The organism is Sediminibacterium sp. TEGAF015 (assembly GCF_025997995.1).
Taxonomy (GTDB): Bacteria; Bacteroidota; Bacteroidia; order Chitinophagales; family Chitinophagaceae; genus Sediminibacterium.
Genome location: NZ_AP026683.1, coordinates 2,754,463 through 2,774,202 on the forward strand (window position 1 = coordinate 2,754,463; position 19,740 = coordinate 2,774,202).

At 39.1% G+C, this 19,740-nt stretch carries 8 protein-coding genes; all 8 read left to right on the forward strand.

Going from position 1 to position 19,740, the window contains the following annotated elements:
* Positions 1–23 precede the first annotated feature (23 nt).
* Complete coding sequence (locus TEGAF0_RS12335) at positions 24–4,421, forward strand: CusA/CzcA family heavy metal efflux RND transporter (RefSeq protein ID WP_264898670.1); 4,398 nt, start codon at positions 24–26, stop codon at positions 4,419–4,421.
* A 2-nt stretch (positions 4,422–4,423) separates the two neighbouring features.
* Positions 4,424–5,560: an efflux RND transporter periplasmic adaptor subunit gene (locus TEGAF0_RS12340; protein ID WP_264898671.1), complete on the forward strand. Its 1,137-nt coding sequence runs from the start codon at positions 4,424–4,426 to the stop codon at positions 5,558–5,560.
* 26 nt (positions 5,561–5,586) lie between these two features.
* On the forward strand, positions 5,587–7,224 hold the full coding sequence (locus TEGAF0_RS12345) for a tetratricopeptide repeat protein (RefSeq protein WP_264898672.1): 1,638 nt from the start codon (positions 5,587–5,589) through the stop codon (positions 7,222–7,224).
* Positions 7,225–7,336: 112 nt separating this feature from the next.
* Positions 7,337–8,038: a LolA-like protein gene (locus TEGAF0_RS12350; protein ID WP_264898673.1), complete on the forward strand. Its 702-nt coding sequence runs from the start codon at positions 7,337–7,339 to the stop codon at positions 8,036–8,038.
* Between the two features lie 8 nt (positions 8,039–8,046).
* A complete protein-coding gene (locus tag TEGAF0_RS12355) occupies positions 8,047–11,085 on the forward strand; it encodes a VPS10 domain-containing protein (RefSeq protein WP_264898674.1) in 3,039 nt (1,012 codons plus the stop codon).
* A gap of 438 nt (positions 11,086–11,523) precedes the next feature.
* Positions 11,524–14,583, forward strand: coding sequence for a SusC/RagA family TonB-linked outer membrane protein (locus TEGAF0_RS12360; protein ID WP_264898676.1), 3,060 nt, complete (start codon positions 11,524–11,526; stop codon positions 14,581–14,583).
* A gap of 27 nt (positions 14,584–14,610) precedes the next feature.
* On the forward strand, positions 14,611–16,203 hold the full coding sequence (locus tag TEGAF0_RS12365) for a RagB/SusD family nutrient uptake outer membrane protein (RefSeq protein ID WP_264898678.1): 1,593 nt from the start codon (positions 14,611–14,613) through the stop codon (positions 16,201–16,203).
* 104 nt (positions 16,204–16,307) lie between these two features.
* Positions 16,308–19,739: a VCBS repeat-containing protein gene (locus tag TEGAF0_RS12370; protein ID WP_264898679.1), complete on the forward strand. Its 3,432-nt coding sequence runs from the start codon at positions 16,308–16,310 to the stop codon at positions 19,737–19,739.
* The last annotated feature ends 1 nt before the right edge of the window (position 19,740 follow it).

Genomic DNA, 19,740 nt, shown 5'->3' on the forward strand with positions numbered 1-19,740 from the left:
CAAATAATATTTAACGAACAATAATGCTGACAAGAATTATTGAGTTTTCCGTTAGGAATAAACTCATAGTAGGATTATTTCTAGTGGCACTCATTGGGTATGGTACCATAGAACTAACCAGATTGCCCATTGATGCAGTGCCAGATATAACAAACAACCAGGTGCAGGTAATTACAGTTGCTCCTTCCTTTGGCGCAACGGATATAGAGCGACTGGTAACTTTTCCCATAGAACAAGCCAACAATAATATTTCTGGTCTTCTCGAAATCAGAAGTTTTTCAAGATTTGGTTTATCGCTAGTAACAATTGTATTTGATGATAACACAGATATCTATTGGGCTAGGCAACAAGTAGCAGAGCGATTATTGCAGGTTCAATCCCAGATTCCTGCTGGCATTGGAACACCTCAGTTGGGGCCAGTTTCAACAGGTTTGGGTGAAATTTATCAATACGTTGTAAGGCCAGAGAAGGGATACGAAAAACAGTATGATATTACAGAGCTAAGAACCATTCAGGACTGGATAGTAAGAAGACAATTATTGGGCGTAAAAGGAGTTGCTGACGTGAGTTCCTTTGGGGGAAAACTTAAGCAATATTCTGTAGAAGTTGATCCTTCCAAATTGTTAAGTTACAATATCACCATCTCCGATGTTTTCAATGCTTTGGAATCCAATAACCAGAATACAGGGGGAGCTTATATTGAGAAGGGGCCAACTGTTTTATTTATTCGTACAGAAGGTTTGCTGGGTAATATTGAAGACATACAGAATATAGCAATCAAAAAAATTGCCGGAGGAACCCCACTCTTTATAAGAGATGTGGCAGAAGTTAAGATTGGTCATGCTACCCGTTATGGTGCAATGGCTTTCAATGATCAGGGAGAAGTGGCAGGTGCAGTTGTAATGATGTTGAAAGGAGCCAATAGCAATGTGGTAATTAAAAACGTAAAAGAGCGAATTGCACAAATACAGAAATCTCTGCCAAAGGGCGTTGTTATTGAACCCTTCCTCGATAGAACCAAAATGGTAAACAATGCCATAGGAACAGTTGAGAAAAATTTACTGGAAGGTGCATTGATTGTGGTTTTTGTACTCGTTCTATTCCTCGGTAATTTGAGGGCCGGATTAATTGTAGCATCGGTAATTCCACTCGCTATGTTGTTTGCGGTAATTATGATGAATCTGTTTGGTGTGAGCGGGAATCTGATGAGTTTGGGTGCACTGGATTTTGGGTTGATAGTGGATGGTGCCGTTATTATTGTAGAAGCTGTTATGCATCAGCTGAGTCATAGTAAAAAGTTTGCAGTGGTGAATCGTTTATCGCAGCAACAAATGGATAAGGAAGTGAATCACTCGGCTAGTAAGATGATGAATAGCGCTGTATTTGGTCAGATAATCATTTTAGTTGTATACCTGCCCATATTCACATTGCAGGGGATAGAAGGTAAAATGTTCAAACCCATGGCACAGACTGTAGCCTTTGCTTTATTAGGCGCTTTCCTGCTATCCTTGACCTATATCCCAATGATGAGTTCTGTTTTCCTTAGTAAAAATATTACACACAAAGCAACTTGGTCCGATAGAGTGATGGCGCAACTGGAAAGAAGATATAAGAAGTTGCTGACAACTGTTATCGCCTTCCCCAAAATTGTATTAACCGTTGTAATAGGTTTATTCATTACTGCCATGATTATTTTGTCTGGTTTGGGTGGAGAGTTTATTCCTGCACTTGAGGAAGGAGATTTTGCAGTAGAAACAAGGGTACTTACTGGAAGTAATTTAAATACAACCCTGGAGCGCACTCAAAAGGCAGCAGGGTTATTAATAAAAGAATATCCAGAGGTAGAAAAAGTGGTAACCAAAATTGGTAGCGGCGAAATACCTACAGATCCTATGCCTATGGAAGCAAGTGATTTAATGGTAATTCTGAAACCAAAGGAAGAATGGACTTCTGCAAAGAACTTTACTGAGATGGCTGAAAAAATGGGCAATACCTTAGCTGCTGTACCTGGTATTACGACTGGTTTTCAGTTTCCGGTACAGATGCGGTTTAATGAATTAATGACAGGCGCAAGACAGGATGTGGTGTGTAAGATATTCGGAGAAGATCTGGATAGTCTGGCTACTTATGCTGCTATGGTAGGAAAAATTGCCGGAACAGTAGAAGGTGCTGTTAGCGTGTACGTGGAATCTGTAACAGGAATGCCTCAGATAATGATTGAATACAACCGCAATACCATCGCCCAGTTTAATTTGAATATCAGTGAAATCAATAAAATTGTAAATGCTTCTTTTGCCGGTCAAAGTACTGGTTTGCTATTTGAAGGAGAGAAACGATTTGACCTGGTAGTAAGAATAAAAGGGGAAATGAAACAAAACCTGAAAGACATTCAGCAATTGCTTATTCCTACACCCAGTGGTATTCAGGTTCCTTTGTCTCAACTCGCAACAGTTACCATTAAAGATGGTCCTAATCAAATTCAGCGGGAAGATGCCAAAAGAAGAATTGTCATTGGCTTCAATGTTCGCGGAAGAGATGTGGAAAGTATAGTAAATGAGTTGCAGCAAAAAATTGAAAAGCAGGTGAAGTTTCCTGCCGGATATTATATTACTTATGGTGGTGCATTCGAAAATTTAAATGCGGCTAAAGCAAGGTTAATGATTGCCGTTCCTATTTCTTTGCTTTTGATTTTTCTTCTTTTGTATTTTGCCTTTAACTCTGTAAAGCACGGACTATTGATTTATTCAGCCATTCCCTTGTCTGCTATAGGAGGTATCTTTTTCCTTGCCTTAAGAGATATGCCATTTAGTATAAGTGCAGGAGTTGGATTTATCGCTTTATTTGGAGTGGCAGTATTGAATGGAATTGTATTGATTGCAGAATTCAACCGACTTAAAAAAGATGGCATGGACAACCTGAGAGAAATTGTATTAACAGGAACAAGTTTGCGATTAAGACCAGTACTGATGACTGCATTTGTTGCCTCACTGGGATTTTTACCTATGGCATTGAGTAATGGTGCAGGAGCAGAAGTGCAAAGACCATTGGCAACAGTGGTAATTGGTGGATTGCTGATTGCAACCTTCCTGACTTTATTTGTATTGCCAGTATTGTATATTATGTTCGAAAAGGGATTTAAAAAGCCTGGAACTCCGGTAAATACAGCAGCTTTAATGGCAGGACTGTTACTGTCCGTTTCTGCTTTACATGCACAGAGTACAAGAGGATTGAATTCTTCCCGTTTCACGCCAGATTATACTGTTAAAACGATTGGGCTGAAAGCTGCCATAGATTCTGCTATTCAGAATAATCTGACATTAAAGAATGAACAGTTAAAAGCCAAATACCAGGAACTTATGGTAGGCACTGCAGGTAACTTGCCCAAAACGATGTTGCTTAGTGAAATAGGTCAAATCAATAGTATATATAATGATAATCGGTTTGGTCTAAGCCAGTCTACTGCTTTCCCCACTGTTTACAAGCGCGAAAAAGCCTTGTTGCAGGAAGAATTCAAAAGCAGTGTGTTGAATATTGCCGTAAAGGAAGCGCTACTCAGAAAACAAGTGCAGCAAGTGTATTACACATTGGTGTACATGCAAAAGAAAAAGAACCTGTTGCAGTTTTCCGATAGTTTATACGCCGCTTTTTTTCAAAAGTCAGCCTTGCGTTTAAAAACAGGAGAGACAAATATTCTTGAGAAAACAAGTGCAGAAACTTTACTTGGACAAATTAATGTACAGAAGGAACAGTTGTTGAAAGACGAAGCTGCCATGCAGTTGCAGTTTCACTTGTTACTGAACACAAATGAGTTTCTAGTGCCTTCCAACGATAATACAACACTGGAAGTCTCTGCTATTTTGGATACTGCATTAATTAATAATCATCCTGTATTACAAAGCATACAGCAGCAACAGCAAATTGCGCAGGCAGGTGTAGCTTTTGAACAAAGTAAGTTATTGCCCGACCTATCACTCGGGTACCTAAATGGAAGTATCCGTGGTATTGGTGCAGACGATATATTTTATACAGGAAAAAGATTCAGCTCCATTCAAGTTGGGGTTGGTATACCTATTTTTAATAAAGCACAGAAAGCCAGAATTAATAGCGCAACACTCAATGAAAAAATTGCTGAATCACAATATCAACAAGTGAAGCAACAAATCAATACAGAATATCAGGTTGCAATGGCTCAGTATCAGAAATTTCAGTCAACTGTTCAGTATATGGAAAGAACGGGTTTGAAAAATGCACAAATCATTACTGAAACAGCTAATAAGCAACTGGCAGCGGGAGAAATCAATTATCTTGAATGGGTGCAGTTGATAAATCAGGCCACCATGGTAAAAAGCGATTATATAGAAGCTGTCAGAAGTTTAAACGAAGCCATCATCCAATTAATTTACTTTATTCAATCTAAATAATTATGAAACAATATTTTTTTATACTGGCTTTATCTATTGCTTTAATTGCCTGTGGAACTAAATCTGGTCCTATGGAGGAGCAAGCTAAGGGCAATGCAGGAATAGATACTATTACGTTAACGGATGCTCAAATCAAAAATGCTGATATTCAGACAGGGCCTTTACAAACCGGAGAAATTTCTTCCTTGCTGAAAGTAAATGGTAAAGTGGATGTTCCGCCTCAAAATATGGTATCAATCAGTGTGCCGCTGGGTGGTTATTTAAAGACTAGCAAGTTGTTGCCAGGAATGCATGTGAACAAAGGAGAAGTGGTTGCCACCATGGAAGACCAGCAATACATTCAGTTGCAACAGGACTATTTAATGGCGAAAGTAAAACTTAGCCAACTGGAGAAAGAGTATGTAAGACAGAAAGAATTAAATGCCAGTCAGGCATCCAGCGATAAAATGTTACAGCAGGCAGAAGCCGATTTAAAATCACACCGGATTCTTTCAGCAGCATTGGCACAGAAACTGCAACTGGTAGGCATACATCCTGCAAATCTTACAGAAAATAATATCAGCAAGAGCGTCAATATACATTCACCTATTGATGGGTACGTAACCAGAGTGAACGTAAACATTGGGAAATACATTTCACCTACAGAAATCATGTTTGAATTGGTAAATCCAACAGATATTCATCTGGCATTAAAAGTATTTGAAAAAGATCTGCCTAAATTGTTTATTGGTCAAGGGCTGATTGCATATACCAATAATAACCCTGAAAAAAAATACGATTGTGAAGTCTTATTAATGGGCAAAGACATCAATGCAGAAGGGTATACAGATGTACATTGTCATTTTGAACAGTATGATAAGGTGTTGATTCCTGGTACATACATGAACGCGGAAATAAAAGTTAAAAACAGAAAAGCAATTGTGCTGCCTGCAGATGCCATTGTGCGGCATGACGGTAAACATTTCATTTTTAAGGAAGTAGCCAAACAGAAGTATGCCATGCTGGAAGTAACTGTTGGAGAAACCGAAAATGGGGTGACCGAACTGCTTGTTCCTGAGACAATGCTTACCGAATCTGGCAATTATGTTATTAAAGGGGCGTATACTTTGCTGATGATGTTAAAGAATGAAGCAGAGTAATTAAATTGCGCTCAATCTTCAGATATATGATGAATCGCCGGATACTCAAATTATTGTTTGTATTCATTTTGTTTGGGCTTACGGTCCAGGGGACAGCTCAAACGTTGGATCAATTGGTAAAGCGTGGCCTGCAAAGAATGGCTGTTAAGAATTACAAAGGTGCGGTAGAAGACTTTACGCAGGCACTAGAAGAAACACCCGATGATATCAATTTGTTTCTGAACAGAGCAATTGCTAAGAGAGAGCTGAAAAATTATGAGGGTGCAATAGAAGATATTGGGTTTGCATTGGAAGTGAATGACGCCAATGCAAACCTGTATTTTAACAGGGGGATTATTAAAGGACTTGCCGGTGATGCGTCTGGTGCAGTTGAAGATTATAATAAAGCCATCACCCTAGGACCGGCAACTGCCAATATGTTTTTTAACAGGGGTATAGAAAAAGAACATATAGAAGATTATGCGGGTGCATTGAAGGATTATAACCGCGCACTACAACTTAAACCCAATTATGGCGAAGTTTATTTTAACAGGGGCGTAGTTAAGTATGCTTTGAAAGACTTTGCAGGCGCTCTGGCAGATTACAATAAAGCGATTGCTTACAATCCAGAAAATACGGATGCCTGGTTTAACAGAGGGTATGTAAAAGCAAAACAAAACAATCATAAAGCCGCTTTGATTGATTTTGATAAAGCCATTTCCCTAGACCCTGCAGCAGACATTTACTTTAATCGGGGTATTTCTAAAGCGGCATTAAACAATCATAAAGCAGCTATTGAAGATTACAATGAAGTAATTGCAATAGACTCATCGGTAGAGAATGTTTTTTTTAACAGAGCAATCAGCAAAATACAGTTGAAAGATTTTGATGGTGCTTTGCCCGATCTGAATCTGGCTTTAGAAAACAATCAGTCGAGTCCGGATATTTATTTTAACCGTGCATTGTTATACAGAGATAAAAAGCTTTTTAAAGAATCCAAGGCAGATTTTGACAGGGCCATTGTGCTCAGTCCTAAAAATGCAGACTTATTTGTAAACAGAGGATTGGTTCAGTTAGAATTAGCGGATACTGCAGCCGCAGTAGATGATTTTTCCAGTGCCATTGAATTGAATAAAAAGAATGTGAGTGCTTTCTTTAACCGGGGACTTCAGTTTGAAAGATCAGGTGATTATGAAGCTGCATTGGATGACTATAATCAGGCATTGAAGCTGGATCCGGGATATGGCGATATTTATTTTAACCGTGGTTATGTAAAAAATGCGCTGGGAGACAAGAAAGGGGCATTGGCAGATTACAATAACTGTATTCGATTAAGACCTGCAAATGCAGGCGCATGGTACAACAGAGGACTGGCTAGGTATGCTGCCAAAGATTTGGCAGGCGCATTGGCAGATTATAATCGTGTAATTCAATTAGACTCTCAGATGCCCAATATATTTTTTAACAGAGGGATAGTAAAGGGCCAGTTAAAACAGTATGTTTCGGCTATAGCTGATTATGATAAAGCCATTGAACAAGACCCCAAAAACGGGGATATTTATCTAAATAGGGGGATTTTAAAAGTAATTCTAAAGCAAAATGTAGCCGGATGTGAGGATTTGCAAAAAGCAGCAGCTATGGGCGTATTTGCAGCTACGATTGAGTTAGAGAAATCCTGCAAATAAGACCGTTTGTTGAATTAATATACCATTAACACTTATAAAAGTTAAAACTAATACCAAAACTGTAATATTGGAATTAGTTATTATACTAATGAGAAAAATTAAACCAACAAACATGAAAAAGCTTTTATTATCTGCATTCGTTCTATTTGCTGCAGTCATCAGTTTATCTGCGCAATCTGTTGATGAAGTAATCAACAAGTATGTTCAAGCCATTGGAGGCGTAGAAAAATGGACTAAAGTCCAGTCATTAAAAGTAGAAGGCCAAATTGAAGTACAGGGTTTGGCAATCCCATTTACAATGCAGGCTGTGCATATGAAAGGCATGCGTGTTGATGCTGAGTTTCAGGGAAGTAAAATCATTGACATTACTACTCCAACCAAAGGATGGTCTCAGAACCCATTAATGGGTAAAACAGGTCTTGAAGAAATTACTGCTGACGAACTTAAATCCAAAATTGATGAGTTGGATGTGCAGGACGAATTTGTGAACTATAAAGAAAAAGGTTCGACTGTAGAATATTTAGGAAAGGAAGAAGAAGAAGGTACTTCTTATCACAAGGTAAAACTGACTACTAAAAACGGGAATGAAAAAACGTATTACTTCGATTTAAATACCTATTTAATTTACAAGGAAGAAACAAGTGTAAAACAGCAAGGTCAGGAAATCAAACAATCCGTTAAGTACCTTGACTACCAAACTTTAGAAAATGGTATTAAAATGGCTTTCAAGTCAGACATGGGAATGATGATGATGGTAACCAAAAAAGTTACGATTAATCCAACAATTGACGAAGCTATTTTCTCAGGCAAATAAATTTATTTATGCGCAAACTTTTATTGTTCCTGATAACAGGAACCGCATCTTTATTGCATGCACAGAACATTCCCTCTCTGAATACGGCTCAGTTTCAGGTATTGGGTGCAAGAGCATTGGGTCCTTCTACTATGAGCGGACGCATCACTGCAATTGAAGGTGCTTATGCTGATGGGCAATTGAACTTGTATGTAGGAACTGCCGGAGGTGGAATATGGAAGTCGCAGAACGGAGGACAATCCTTTAATTCCATATTTGATAAATACACACAATCAATTGGTGCAATTGCCATTGAACCCGGCAATGCCCGAGTAGTTTATGCAGGAACAGGGGAAAGCAATATGCGAAATTCTGTTTCATTTGGAACCGGTTTGTATAAAACAACAGACGGTGGTAGTAACTGGCAAAAAATTGGATTGGATAGTACAGAGCATATTGCCAAAATACAGATTGATCCAACAGATAAAAAAGTGATTTATGTTGCTGCTCCGGGCCCTTTATACAAACCTTCTACACACAGAGGTTTGTATAAATCTACTGATGGAGGAAAAACCTGGAATAAGATTTTGTTTATTGATGAAAATACCGGCTGCGCAGATATAGCCATCAGCCCGCAAAATCCCAATATCATTTTTGCATCTAGCTGGCAATTCAGAAGAAAACCATTTTCTTTTGTATCAGGCGGTGAAGGATCAGGCTTTTATAAATCAACCGATGGAGGAAAAACCTGGAAAAAATTGACCAAAGGTTTGCCAGAAGGCAATTTGGGAAGAATTGTGATAACGGCAAATCCATCTAAACCTTCTCATTTTCTTGCATTAGTTGAAGCCAAGCAATCAGGCCTTTATCAATCCAGTGATGATGGAGAATCCTGGACGCTATTAACTACTGCAACTGGTTTAATGGCTCGTCCATTTTACTTCAGCACATTGGTGATTGATCCAAAAGATCCCAAAAGAGTGTACAGGCCTGCGTATGAATTTGCTTATTCAAATGACGGAGGAAGCACTTTCAGCAATACGATTATTGGAGGAGTAACACCACATGCAGATCATCATGCGTTATGGATTAATCCTGCTAATACCGATATGTTATTTTTAGGAACAGATGGTGGAGTTTATCTGAGCTACAACAAAGGTGTTACTTGGCAATTTCTCAATAATTTGCCAGTCCCTCAGTTTTATCATGTGAGTGTAGATAACCAAACTCCTTATAATGTGTATGGTGGATTACAGGATAATAATAACTGGATGGCTCCGAATACAGCACCAGGTGGGGTTGCAGCAACCGATTGGAAAGCACTTGGTGGGGGAGATGGATTCTGGGTTCAACCTGATGCGTTAGATGAGAAAATTATTTATGCTGAATCGCAGGGAGGAGAAATGTATCGCATCAATCTTAAAACCGGATTGTCCAATGTTATTAAACCCAAAAAACAATCAGGGGAAGAAGACCACAGATGGAACTGGAATACACCCATTGTCACTGCAAAGTCTACAACAAAAAATGCGGCCGGAAAACCTCAAAGCAATTTATATGTGGGGGCGCAGTATCTTTTCCGTTCAAGAGACAATGGTATTAATTGGGAAAGAATTTCTCCGGATTTAACAACCAACAATAAAGCCATTCACAATAAGTCAGAGAATAGTGAGAGCATAACTGGTGATAATACCAGTGCAGAAAATCACGGTACTATTTTTACCATTGTACAGCAACCTGCAAATGAAAATATTATCTGGGTTGGAACAGATGATGGTAATTTAATGGTTACATACAATGGAGGAAAAACCTGGGAGAATAAAAATTCCGGAATAACTAAAGCAGGAGTGCCTGCACAAGCATGGATTAGTAGTATTGAATTGTCTTTGCACAATCCGAAACGAATTTTTGTAACACTTGATCATCATATGTATGGCGACAACAATACTTATGTTGTGGTTAGCAATGACGGCGGCAATACATTTACCAAATTTGAATCGGAAGAATTCAGTGGCTATGCGCATATCATCCGAGAAGATTTCAAAACGCCCGATCTGTTGTTTTTAGGAACAGAGTCTGGTTTTTTTATTTCACTGAATGCAGGTAAAACCTGGATGAGAAGTAAATACCAGAATATGCCCTGGTACAGTCTGGTAAGGGATATAAAAATACATCCGGCCACGAGTGATTTAATTGTAGCTACACATGGAAGAGGCGTTTATATTGTAGACAATATTCAGCCATTAAGAGAAATGGTAAAATCAGATTTATCCAAAGCTTTGTTGTTTTATCCTGTTCAGCCATTTAAGTATGAATATGGAGCGCAATATCCTCAGTCACCAACTAATTTAGTTGGCTATGTTGGTGCTGGAAAATCATTGGCACCTACCTTTTATTATTACTTAAAAGAAAGAAGTAATGATGTTGTGAAGATTGAAATTTACAATAGCGACAATAAAAAAATAAAAGACATCAATGGCACGGGTGTAAAGGGTTTAAATAAAGTAATGTGGACCTTAACATCTAATCCTCCCAAAGTAGCCAAAGGTGGTTTTGTTGCACAATCTTCTGTACAATATGCGGGAGTATATGGACCAAAAGTACCAGCGGGTAATTACAAAGTAAAAGTAAAAGCTGGCAAAGACAGTTCAGAGCAGATGCTGCAAGTACTGCCCAATCCAACAGCAGGACTAACTCAAGCAAATCTTCAGAAGCTATATCAGCAGAATATGCGGATGTTTACTTTGATAGAGCAACTGGCAGAGATGGTTGCTACTATAGACTCTAGCATAAGTGCTTATGTAAAAGATACAACCAGTAGTGAGATAGCGAAGGTTCAGAAATCAAAAGAAAAAATGGCAGCTTTAGATTCGTTCCGAAAAGAATTATTAGAGTTGAATCGTAAGTCTATTTTCTTTGACGAAGTAAAATTCAGAAGAAAACTCACTGATTTTTATCTTGATCTCGTGATTGCCCTAGATCCTTTATCACCGAATCAGGAAAAAGGCATCGATTTACTGGAGGCTGAGTTTAAGCAATACCAACAGCGATTGAAGTCTTTATTATGATAGTTGTGATAACTAAATTGTTACAGTTGTGATAACTAACTAATCAGGATTAAATTTGGAAATAGAAAGAGTAAAATTCATATTTTAACATTTGACCGGATAAAACCGCAAAAAATACCTGCTTTATGCAGGTATTTTTATTATTATTTGCGTCAATTTGCGGATTTTTAAAAATTCCCGCATTTTAGTCTTTTTTAATGTGTCCATTCGTACTAATCAACTCATATTTACGTTAATAATCACCACTTTTTCTATTAAAAACTTTGCTTATTCATGCAACTTTTTAAAAATCAAAGTGGTCATAAAAAAGGTACAAATCATTCATATATAGGTGACGAACAAATTTTTCTAAATTTTCTATTAAGATTTAACAAAAATTTTGTTTAAACCAAAAAATGTGTATTTTGTACACGCTTAATAACCAGTAAACTGCCATTTATGAATCTAAGACTGCTTGCTAGGCCCATCTTAATGGGAGCCTTCGCTTGTCTGTTTGCCATCTTCTCGTATGCGCAAACAAAAACAGTTACCGGTAAGGTAACTGACTCAAAGGACGGATCACCGCTCGCTGGTGCATCTGTAGTAGCTAAAGGAACTTCAACAGGTACCCAGACGGGTGCAGACGGTTCCTTCAAATTAAACGTTCCTGCTTCAACCAAAACACTTGTGATTTCTTTTGCAGGTTATGGTAACGTAGAAGTGAACGTTTCTTCTTCTAACACAGCCAATGTAAAATTGACATCTACCGCTGATGCGTTAACAGATGTTGTTGTAATTGGTTATGGTAGCAGAAAATCTAAAGACGTAACAGGTTCTGTTGCGCGCGTTACGGAGAAGGACTTCAACAAAGGTCAGATCGCTTCTCCAGATCAGTTGTTACAGGGTCGTACTCCTGGTGTGTTGGTAACTCCTTCCACTGGTGAGCCAGGCGCTGCTGCAACTATCAATATCAGAGGTACAGGATCTATCAGTGGTGCTCAAGAACCATTATATGTAATCGATGGAGTTCCATTGATTCAAGGTGGTACTTTGGGTTCTGCAAGTGGTGTTGAAGGAAGTACTACTCCTAAAAACCCATTGATTTTCTTAAACCCTAATGATATTGAAAGTATCACTGTATTAAAAGATGCATCTGCCGCAGCGATCTACGGATCAAGAGGTGCGAATGGTGTTATCTTGATTACTACCAAGCAAGGTAGAGGTGGTAAAGCAGGTGTTTTCAACTTTGGTGCAACTACCAGTTTGGCTAACACTGCTCGTCGTTACGATTTGATGAATGCACAGGATTTCTTAATTGCCGCTAAGAAAGCTAATATTGATGGTGGTGCAGATCCAGTTGCTGCTGGTGAAGCGGTTAAGGGTATTGACAATGGTGCAAATACCGATTGGCAAGACCAAATTTTCCGTCAGGCAATTTCTCAGAACTATAACCTAAGCTGGGCTTATAGCAATAAGGGAACTACTGCAAGATTAAGTGCTTCATACGATGACCAACAAGGTATCGTTAGAAACAGTGGATTAAAGCGTATCACTACTCGTGCTAATCTTGGTCAGAAATTGTTCAACGACAAATTAAAATTAGAAGCAAACATCACTTATTCTAATACTAAGAACACTTACGCTCCATTGTCTAACAATGCGGGTTACCAAGGTTCTTTGTTGGGTGCTGCTTTACAGTTGAATCCAACCAACCCTGTTTACAATAAGGATGGTTCATTCTTCCAGCCTGGTGATCAGCGTAACCCAGTTCAAATGTTGGCTTACTTTGATGACCGTGACTTCGTAAACAGATTCTTAACCAACTTATCTGCTACGTATCAAATCACTCCAAGCTTATCTTACCGTGCGGTATTAGGTTTGGATAATGCTAAGTCTGAGCGTACTGCATTTGCTGACCCTCGTTTGGGTTCTAACGCATACGGTGGTACAATCAACGTATTTGGTAGAGATTATCAGAATGGTATTCAAGGTAATGGCCGTGTAACTAGACAAAATCTAGAAACAAAGTCTACTTTGATTGAACACTATTTCACATTTGATAAAACTTTCAACAACGTTCACGCAATCAACGCTGTTGCAGGTTATTCATATCAGAGCTTCCAATCTAGCTACACTGGTAGATTTGGTTGGGGTTTAAATACACCAGTGGTTGCTCCAACTGATGTATTTGTTAAAGATTTCAGCAAGTTTAAGAACTATGCAAACTTTGTACCTGGTTTCGATAGAAACGAATTACAATCTGTATTCGGTCGTGTTAACTATACTTACAAAGACAAGTATTTCTTAACTGCTACAGTAAGATCTGATGGATCTTCTAAGTTCGGTGCTAACAACCGTTACGGTACTTTCCCAGCATTTGCTTTCAAATGGAGAGTATTGGAAGAAGGTTGGGCTAAGAATTCTTTAGGTAAATTATTCAGCGACTTCAACGTAAGAGCGAACTACGGTAAATTGGGTAGCCAGGATAACCTAGGTTCTTATGCGGCCTTGAACCTTCAACAAACATTTGATGTAGGTAGCGGTCCAACTACTCGTTTCATCCAGCAGGGTAACCCTAATTTGAAGTGGGAAGAAGTGGCAACTACAGGTGTAGGTGTTGACTTCACTACTAAGAATGGTCGTTTGTCTGCAACTGTAGATTACTATAAGAATGAGCGTACCAATATGTTGTTCTTCGCTCCAACTCCGGGTGGATTCGCTCCAACCAGCAGCTGGTGGATTAACTTACCTGGTAAGGTAAACAACGAAGGTTGGGAAATCAGTGTTAACTATAAGTTGGTTAAAGGCAACAAGTTTAACTGGGACGTAAGTGCTAACGTAACTACTGTTAAAAACAATATTACCGGTTTACCAACCCCAATCAATACAGGTGCGGTTAGCGGACAAGGTTTAACAGGTGCATTTGCACAAACTTTAACCAATGGATCTCCTATTTTCACATGGTCAATGCCTGTGTTCCAAGGATTTGATGGTAACGGTAACGCACGTTATGCTGCAGGTGCTGCTAACCAATTGGTTGGTACTGCATTGCCTAAAATGTTTGCTGGTTTAACCAACAACTTCTCTTATGGAAGATGGAATTTAAGTGTATTCTTAAATGCTGTTAGCGGTCACTACGTATACAACAATACTGCGAATGCGTTGTTATTGAAAGGTAGTTTGCGTAATGCACGTAACGTGACTTATGCAATTGGTAACGGTCCTGAGAATCCATTTAACCCAGGTTCTGTTTCTACAAGATTCCTTGAGAAGGGCGACTTCATCCGTTTGGCTAACATGAACCTTAGCTATGCGTTCGACATTAAGAGCGGAAAAGCAATTAAGACCTTAACTGCTTTTGCTTCTGGTCAGAACCTAGCATTGTTCACTAAGTACTCTGGAATTGATCCTGAAGTAAACGTAGACAAGAGCATCAACGGTATCCCTTCACGTGGTTTCGACTACACTCAGTATCCTAGACCAACTGTTATTACATTAGGTGTTAACGTAGGATTTTAATAAAGAACAACATAAATATTGACTAATATGAAAAATATAATTAAAAGCTACATTTTACCTGCCGCGGCAGTAGGTGTACTTGCGATCACGTCTTGTTCCAAGCTTGATCCCAAGTTGGAGGCGCCAAACTCCATAGCTCCTAATCAGGCAGGAGGTGCTCCATCAGCACCATCAATTGCTGCAGTTTATGAGCAATTGAACCAATTAACCGGTGGCCAGGGTAACTGGTTTGGTATGCAAGAGCATTCCACCGACGAAATCATGGGACCAACACGTGGTACTGACTGGGATGACTTTGGTACATGGCGTCGTTTACACCTTCATACCTGGGGTCCTGATCACAATCAGATCAACGACACTTGGAATGGTTTGAACGGTGCATTATTCCAAACAACTTTGGTTGCTGAAACCAAAACTGGATTGGAGAAAGCAGAAGGTCAATTCCTACGTGCTTACTTCCGTTTCTTAACTTGTGATTTATATGGTCAAGTACAATCAAGACCTGCTACAGCAGCTGCTAGCGCAATTCCTGATGTATTAACCAGATCTCAGGCGATTGATGCCATCATCACAGAATTAGAAGCTGCAGTTCCAAACTTGCCAGCTTATAACGGAGCTAACCGTGGACAAGCAACTAAAGAAGCTGCTTGGACTTTATTGGCAAAAGCGTATTTAAACAAAGCAGTTTATAAGCAAGATCCAACTAAACCAGCTGGACCTTACACTTTTGCTGCTGCGGATATGAACAAAGTAATTGAGTACTGTAACTTAGTTGCTGCGAATACGAATCTTGCTATTGATTCTTACTATTGGGATAACTTTAAGTGGGATAACGGTACTGCTTCTTCTGAGAACATTTTCGTTCGTAAAGCGGGTGCAGATGCAAGAGCAGGTAATGGTGCTGGTTTAAGATGGCAGACTTCTCAGAGCTGGCATTACAACCAAACTCCTTCTTCTTGGAATGGTTTCGTAACCCTTTCTCAGTTCTACGATAGCTTCGAAGGTAGCGACGTTCGTAAGAGCGATACCTTGGCTGGATTCACTGATAGAGTAGGTGCTACAGCAGGTTTATTAGTAGGACAAGCTCGTGGGCCTAAAAACGGTGTAATTGGCGATCCAATCGTTGATTTGAAAGACCGCTCTGGAAACCCATTGATTTTCACTCGTACTGCTTCAATCTTCTTTAATGGTGAAGCAAGCGGTATTCGTGTAAATAAGTTCCCTCTTGACCCATCAACTATCAACGATGGTGCTTGGGGAAGTGCGAACGAGTTTCCTTTCTTCCGTTTCTCTGATGTTCGCTTAATGAAAGCTGAAGCTTTATTAAGAGGTGGTACAACAGGTGCTAACGGTGAAACAGCTTTATCTATCGTTAACGACCTACGTTCTAAGCGTAGAGCTACTGCTCTAGGTTCAATTACCCTTTCATCTTTATTGGCTGAAAGAGGACGTGAACTATACTTAGAAGGTCACAGAAGAACAGATATGATTCGTTTTGGTGTATTCAACGCTCCAGTTGAAGAGAGAGCCAATGCATCTGATGCATACAAAGTGGTTTACCCAATTCCAACCGTTTCATTATCTTCTAACCCTAACTTGAAGCAAAACTTCGGATACTAATATCCAGGGTTAATTATACTATCCCTCCGCAATCATTTGATTTCGGAGGGATTTTTTTTGCCCCTGTGTGAAACATTCGCAACATACAATGCGTATTTTAGCACATGCGCAAGAATCAGTTTTTTTTTATTGGTTTAATGATTGGATTGTTGGCTTCCTGTAAAACCCAAAAGCAGGATACCCTTTTTGAAGAGGTAAAAACCAATATTCAATTCACCAATACACTTACGGAATCAGATGATTTCAATGTTTTCAAGTATCGGAATTTTTACAATGGCGGTGGCGTTGCAACCGGTGATTTAAACAATGATGGGTTGCCAGAAGTTTTCTTTACTGCCAACCAGAGCAGCAATAAACTGTATTTAAATAAAGGCAATTTTGAGTTTGAAGATATTACGGAAAAGGCGGGAATAAAATATGACGGAGAGTGGAGTACCGGAGTTGTTTTCGTAGATATCAATTCAGATGGATGGCTCGATATCTATGTATGCAATGCGGGCAATATGCTGCAAAAAGAAAAAAGAAAGAATAAGCTTTACATCAATAATCACAACAATACATTTACAGATAAAGCCGCTGAATTTGGCCTTGCCGATGATGGGTACTCTACACAAGCGAGTTTCTTTGATTATGATTTAGATGGCGACCTCGATTGCTTCTTAGTGAATAACAGTCCCATTCCGGTAAATACGTTGAACTATGCCAATATGCGTAATATTCCGGAGGCCAAAGCGCCATTTGCAGAATTTTTAAAAGGGGGCGGAGATCATTTATTCAGAAATGACAATGGTGTTTTTAAAGAAGTAACCTATGAGTCTGGTATATATGGAAGTATCATCAGTTTTGGATTGGGGGTAACAGTGGGTGATATCAATCTAGATGGCTATCCAGACATTTATGTTTCCAACGATTTTTTTGAGAAAGATTATTTATATATCAATCAGAAAAATGGCACATTTAAAGACGAAATAGGAACAAGAACACAGCATATCAGCTTCTCTTCCATGGGTGCGGATTTGCAAGACATTAACAATGACGGTAAGCCGGATATTTTTACAACCGATATGCTTCCAGGAGATGATTATCGATTAAAGACCAACACTTCTTTTGAGAGCTACGATGTATTCATGCTTAAGAAAAACCAAGATTTCTTTAATCAGTTTACACAGAATTCATTGCAGGTAAATAACGGTGAAGGAAAGTTTCTGGAGACCGCATTCTATAGTGGAGTGGCAGCCACCGACTGGAGCTGGGGTGCCTTGATGTTTGATGCAGATAACGATGGATGGTCTGATATACTGGTTTGTAATGGTATTTACAGAGATGTAACCGATCAGGACTTTATTGATTTTTTTGCCAATGATGTGGTGAATCAAATGGTATTGAATGGTAAAAAAGAGCAGGTTAACAATGTGATTGATAAAATGCCATCTGTTCCTATTCCGAACAGTATGTTTAAAAACAATCGCAATTTAAAATTCAGTAATGAATCGGTTAACTGGGGATTAGATAAGCCGAGCTTTTCCAATGGCGCAGCATATGCAGACTTAGACAATGACGGAGATTTGGATTTGATCATTAATAATGTGAATCAACCGGCAAGCGTTTACAAAAATAAGCGCAATGAACAAATTAAGAATAATGCAACTGCAAGCCAAAATTCATCAGAGGATTCAAAGGGAAATAAAAGTGTAGCAGTAACTGAAAATGGTGAAGCTAAATGGATGGCAGTGCAATTGCAATATCAAAAGCCAAATCTTTTTGCCATCGGGAGCACAGTAAAAATATTCAAGGGAGAAGAAATTATCACCAGAGAGTTGATTCCGAGCAAAGGGTTTCAAAGTTCAGTTGAATACAAATTAACCATTGGATTGGGAGCAGGTAACGTAGATTCCATGCAAATCATCTGGCCTAACAGAACAGTAACTACTATTCAAAAACCAGCAGCCAATCAACTGCACAAAGTCAACTATGATGCGGCAAAAGCTGTGCCTTATCTGTCTAAACAATCTGTAGCTAACACGCTGTATGCCGGGGATCCATCTGCAAATAATGCCACTGCTTTGTTGCAGCAGCAGACCATTCAATTGGAGAAACATACAGAAGACGACCAGGTAGATTTTTACATAGAAAGAAATATTCCTTTCATGTTAAGTAAGCTGGGCCCTAAAGCAGCTGCAGCCGATATAAATGGCGATGGATTGGAAGATTTATTTGTTGGTGGCGCAAGAGGACAGGCAAGCCAATTATACCTGCAAACCAGAGCAGGCATGAAGAAGCAGCAAGTGAAAGATTTTGAGCAGTATAAATTCAATGATATAACAGCTGCATTTTTCTTTGATGCCGATCAGGATGGCGATTTGGATTTATTTGTTGGTGGCGGAGGCAATTTTGCGCCAGCGTCTGTAGACATGTATCAGAACCAATTGTACTTGAACAATGGAAAAGGGGCACTCACTTTAAAGTCTGGAGCTTTTTTAATCAGTCATACCAATTGTGGGGTGGCGATTCCTTTGGATTATGATCAGGATGGGAAGCTTGATATTTTTAGTGGAAGCAGAAGCACACCACAACAGTACGGGGTAGCTCCGGCTAGTTTCCTTTATCACAACGAAGGCAATGGGGTGTTTAAAGAAGTAAGCGCCAGTGTAGCTCCTTTCCTGTCAAACCTGGGTATGATAACTGGTGCAGTTTATGCCAATGTGCTGGGCGATAGCAAAAGTGAATTAGTGATAGTAGGTGAGTGGATGTATCCACATGTTTACCAATACAATGGAAAGCAATTCCAGGAACAGAAATCAGGATTGGAAGATCAGTATGGATGGTGGCAAACAGTGGTTGCTGACGACCTGGATAAGGATGGAGATCTGGATTTGGTGTTGGGTAATATAGGTGAGAATTTTTATTTGAAAGCAACTAAAGAAGCTCCTGTAAAATTATTTATCAAAGATTTTGATAAAAATGGAACACTCGATAAAATTTTCAGTCATACACTGAATGGAAAAGACATGCCAGTGTTTTTAAAGAAAGACATTACAGAGCAGTTGCCTTATTTGAAAAAGGAGAATTTAAAACACCAGGATTTTGCTAATAAAACCATTCAGCAATTATTCCCGAATCAATTGGCAGATGCACAGCTATTGCAGGTAACCAATGCAGCTTCGGTACTAGCTATCAATAATCAAAAACAATCATTCAGCATTCAGGCATTGCCTTATCAATTACAATTATCTAGTGTGAATGCCATAGCTATAGACGATTTTAATGGAGATGGCAATAAGGATATTGTAACGGCAGGAAATTTTGTTGATCTGCTGCCACAGTTTTGCAGTATCGACGGTTCTTATGGCAATCTGTTGCTGGGTAGGGGAAAAAATCAATTTGTAGTAAGTACGCCTCAGGTGTCTGGTATTAGTATCAATGGACAAATCAGACAGATACTGCCTATTACTATTCAGCAAAAAAACGGTTACCTTTTTTTACAAAACAATCAGGTACCATTGTATTTTACCAAAACTATTGCGGGTAAAAAATAGC